4 protein-coding genes are annotated in these 4,398 nt (G+C 70.5%); 2 read left to right on the forward strand and 2 right to left on the reverse strand.

The window, feature by feature from the left end; translation table 11 throughout:
* Nucleotides 1-1,309, forward strand: a 1,309-nt coding sequence (locus VD972_RS03450; protein WP_324980674.1) for a hypothetical protein, incomplete at its 5' end; no start/stop codon positions are given.
* A gap of 12 nt (nt 1,310-1,321) precedes the next feature.
* Here the strand turns inward: VD972_RS03450 and VD972_RS03455 are convergent.
* Both VD972_RS03455 and VD972_RS03460 read right to left on the reverse strand, forming a co-directional pair.
* A complete protein-coding gene (locus VD972_RS03455; RefSeq protein ID WP_324980677.1) occupies nt 1,322-2,224 on the reverse strand; it encodes a hypothetical protein in 903 nt (300 codons plus the stop codon).
* 12 nt (nt 2,225-2,236) lie between these two features.
* Nucleotides 2,237-3,580 carry a hypothetical protein gene (locus tag VD972_RS03460; RefSeq protein ID WP_324980680.1) on the reverse strand — a complete coding sequence of 448 codons (1,344 nt, stop codon included), beginning with the start codon at nt 3,578-3,580 and terminating at the stop codon, nt 2,237-2,239.
* A 253-nt stretch (nt 3,581-3,833) separates the two neighbouring features.
* Here VD972_RS03460 and VD972_RS03465 point away from each other — a divergent pair.
* A partial coding sequence (locus tag VD972_RS03465) for an ArnT family glycosyltransferase (RefSeq protein ID WP_324980683.1) occupies nt 3,834-4,398 on the forward strand: 565 nt, incomplete at its 3' end.

Below are 4,398 nucleotides of genomic sequence, written 5' to 3' on the forward strand. Positions count from 1 at the left end.
TGAGCCCCAGCGGAGCGACGGGCTCTCTGAGCGTGTGGTGGATGCTCGAGGGCGGGCGTCGCTCACCACGGAAGTGAAGCTCTCGCCCTCGCTGGCGCTGCGCGTCGAGGGACGGGCACTCTGGCGTGCGAGCGCCGAGTCTGGATGGGAGCGGGGTAAGGCCTTCTTCGAGCCCACTCTCGGCGAGGCGTACCTGGACCTCTACACGCAGCACGTGGACGTACGGGTCGGCCAGCAGACGCTGTCCTTTGGAGCGAACGCGGCCTTTGCGCCGACGGACGTGCTCAACCCGAGAGAGCTGCGCGAGAGCGCCGTGCTCGCCGAGCCGGAGGACGCGAAGCTGCCGGTCTTCGCGGCGAAGGCGTCGGGTGGAGTGGGGCCTCATCTGCTTACCGCGGTGTGGGTGCCCTTCTTCACCCCTCACCGTTACAGCGTCTTCGGCCAGGACGAGGCGCTCTTCCAGCCAGGGCTCGGCGTGAGCCTCCCTCTCACCGTGGACTCCTCCATCGAGGATGCGCTGCAGCCTCACCTCCTGGAGACGGAGCGGCCGGAGGCGCTTCCATGGCTCGGGGACGTCGGGCTGCAGGTGAGGTCCGAAGTCCGAGGCGTCCGCGTGGGCGGCTCGTGGGTGTGGGTGAACGAGAAGCTGCCGCAAGTGAGCTTGGATCCGGAGCTGGAGGCCGTGCTGCGTACCCAGGGACAGGGCGCTCCTCCGGACGCGGCCCTGCTGCTGTCGGTCCAGGAGCGGCTGCGCGCGGGGGAGACGCTGGTGACAGGCCGCTACGCTCGGCAGCACGTCTTCGGGCTGGAGGCGACCACGCTGATGGGCCCAGCGCAGCTCGATGTGGACGTGGGCTTCAGCCCCGCGCAGACCTTCTTCGACGAGCGGCTGCGCCCCCTGCGCAAGCCCGTGGCGACCTGGGTGCTCGGCCTGTCCCAAGCAGAGGACTCCGACTTCATCTACTCGGCGACCTGGCTGGGGCTTGCGGTGCCTCGCGTGGAGGCCGGGGAGCTGCTTGTGCTGCTGGAGCCAGGCACTGCGCGAGGGCTGGCGCGGACCGCCTTCTTCCACCTGCTGGTGGCGGAGGTTCGCTACGCCCCACGCGGGAGCGATTGGGAGGTGGGCTTCCGCGGCGCCTTCGAGCCCGTCCAGCGCTCCTTCGTGCTCGCGCCTCGGGCGGGCTGGCGCTTCACGGAACACCTCAGCGTGGGGCTCGCGGCGGAGGTGTATGCCGGCAAGCCCTACAGCCCGCTGGGCTACTTCGGGCGCAACGATCAGATCACCGGCTCGCTCCAGCTGACGCTGTAGGGGAGCTCTCCGTCAGAGCGAGCTGAACGTCCGGACCAGGAGCCGCGCCCCCGCAGTCCACTCCGTTCCCCGGGCAAGCCCCACATCCTTATATGCGTAGGTCCCATAGAGCTGGAGCCAGAGGGGCTGATCATTCAGGGCGAACAGGATGCGCTCGATGCTCCCGTCCGCGCGGGCCCGGAAGCGCCGATCCCCCTCGAAGCTGCTGATCCAGCCTGCCAGGCCCGAGGCGCGCACCGTCCACCAGCCGTCCACCGTCTCGTACCCGGTCTCGAGCACCGCGGAGGTGAAGGGCGAGAGCTCCTGCTCCAGCGTCCCATCCGGCATGCGCCGCAGCGAGTGGCTGGCCGCGGGGCCGAACCCCAGCCACAGCCGCCCGCTCGCCGAGCGCACCGGATCGAGCAGCAGCGCCGCCCGCCCCGTCTCCACCGTCAGCCCTGGGCCCTCCCACACGCGCCGCTCCAGGTGCCCCGCCCTCACCGCGAGCGTGATGTCGAACGGGAAGGGGATGCGGATGGGCCGCGAGGTGGGGATGAGGATGAAGCCGTCCTCCAGGTGGCGCCGGAACGTCCCCTCGTAGGCGGTGGTGGTCAGCCCGCGCTGAGCGTTGCCCGGCGTGGCCTCGGTGACGAGGATGCGGTGGGTGTTGAACCAGAGCAGGCCCTTGCTCCGGCTGGTGCGCTCGGTGCGCAGGAGGATCCCCGCCTGCAGAGTGGGCAGCGCCACGCCGCCCCGCACCTGCAGCCCCGTCCCGAGCAACAGCGCGTTGCCCGGATCGAAGCAGGTGGGGAAGCGATCACCGGCGGCGGTCTCCATCATGCACTCGTCCCCCTGCGACAGCGTGGGGGCCGCGGTCGTCCCCTGTGAGTCCGGGGGAAGAGCGAACAGCAGGGCGGTGAGCGCGAGCGAGAGCATGCCGGTCCATTCCTAGCGAGCGCTGGCCAGCGGAGCGCTCCGGCGCGCCGGGGCCCACAGCGAGGCCCTCAGTCCCGCGTTGGCGGACCACTCCCACTTCCCGGCTACGTTGGGGATGTCGCTGCGCCAGGCGCCGCGCCCGTCCACCACCACGCTCACGGGCTGATCGTTGATGGCCAGCAGGATGAGCTCGTAGCCCGCGCGGACCCGCAGCCGCTCGGGGTGCAGCGCGCGGCCGACCACCGGGTCATCGAGGAAGAGCTTCTCCACCTCGACGGTGAAGAGCAGGTGATGGAAGCCGTCCGTGTCCAGGGTGATGTTCCCCTCGAACGCCGCGGTGGGCACGAGCGTGTTCTGGCCGTGCGTGCGGTCACGCTCGAAGGACGGCCCGGCACGCAGCCGCACGTAGGAGACCAGATCCGGCGAGTGCCACAGGTCCAGCGTCCCATGCACGGCGCCCCAGGTGAGCACGCTCAGCTCGGAGCCCTCGCGCTCGATCGTCTCCTGGTGGAGCGCCTCGACCCAGGCGCCCAGGTTCAGCCCCACGTCGAAGCGGCGCGGCTTGCCGAAGAACGTGGTGATGCGGAACAGCGGCACCTTGCGCTCGACGTTGAAGTCGTAGCGCAGGAGCGTCACGTCCAGGCTCGGCTCCCCCAGGTAGACCTCGGTCTGCAGGAACGTGAGCCGGTGCAGCCGGTTGTCCTCGTCACCGCCCGGGAACTCGGTCTGGATGCCGAAGTCCACTCGCACGCGGTTCTGCTCCACGCCCTGGCCGCTGCGGAAGAGCGGGGCCCACGCGCCGCCCAGGTAGATGCGCCGGTGCAGATCGAAGTTGAACTGCATCACCCGGCCCTGCTCGTCGCGGTACCAGCCCGGCGGAGACTCGGCGATGGCCGGGACGAAGCGGTAGCCCTCCTGGACGCGCACGTTGGCGCTGGCCTCGGAGCGGTCGCAGTAGGAGGTGCGCAGCAGGGCGCGGTCCGTCTCCTGGCCGTCCGAGTCCAGCTCGCTGGCCGGGGCAATGAGGCAGCGCCGCGTCACCGGGTCGCACTGCATCCGGTACTCCCCAGAGGGCACCTGCTTGGTGGGCGGCAGCCGGGTACAGAGGATCGGCTGGTCATAACGCAGTGCGGGGCGCGGCTCCTCCGGCGTCAGCAGCCCCGTCAGGTCGTTTCCCGAGCGGTCCGGCTCCGGGGCCGCCTTCACCTTGTCCGCGACATCCTTGAGCTGCTCCCGCTTCGAGCCCTCCCCTGAATCTTCCCCTGCCTGCTGCGTCTCCGGCTGGGGAGCCTTCTCCTGACCCTCGACCTGCGAGAGCAGGAGGGCCCACCCCAACGCTGCTGCCTGGATGATCATCGCGCCTCCCACATCGGACCCCGCTTCGGGCGGGGCCAGCCCGGGAGGGCCTCTTCAAATGGCGTGCCCCCGCTTGGCGGGCGGGCTTTCGCGGGTTTGGTGCGCACCGGGTGTGCAGCATCCGGCACACTGCACGGCACCCGTGGCGCGGTCATGGCACACCTGGCAGAGGTCGACCGGGAGCGGCACGGGGGGTATAAGGCCGCGGCCCGGGATGTAGGCGGGCCGTATCCAGACGGAGGCATCCGGTTCCGTGGCGAGTGACGGCGAGCAGCAACAGCAAGAGCAGAAGTCGCAGCAGGAGCCTCAGGTGCAGGGCTTCGCCGCGAAGGTGATCGGCGAGGATCTGCTCAAGTCGAGGTGGATCCAGCGCTGGAGCGCGCTGCCGGCGACGCCCCGGGTGCTGGGGGTGACGGGCGGGATGGCGTTGCTGGTGTTCCTGCCCTTCCTGGGGGCGGTGGGGCTGTGGGACCCGTGGGAGACGCACTACGGCGAGGTGGCGCGGATGATGGTGGCGCGCCGCGACTATGTGTTCCCCTGGTGGGAGAACGCGTGGTTCTTCTCCAAGCCCCCGCTGACGATGTGGATGCAGGCGCTGGGGATGCAGGTGGTAGGCGCCCTGAGCAGCGTGGGCGAGCTGGGCCGCTACACCGAGTGGGGCATGCGGGTGCCGTTCGCCCTGCTGAGCGCCGCCGCGGTGGCGCTGCTGTCGCTGGCGGTGGCTCGGGTGGTGAGCGCGCGGGCCGGGTTCGCCACCGGCTTCGTGCTGGTCACCATGCCGCTGTACTTCCTGCTCACCCGGCAGACGGTGACGGACA

Source organism: Hyalangium sp. (assembly GCF_035629615.1).
Taxonomy (GTDB): domain Bacteria; phylum Myxococcota; class Myxococcia; order Myxococcales; family Myxococcaceae; genus Hyalangium.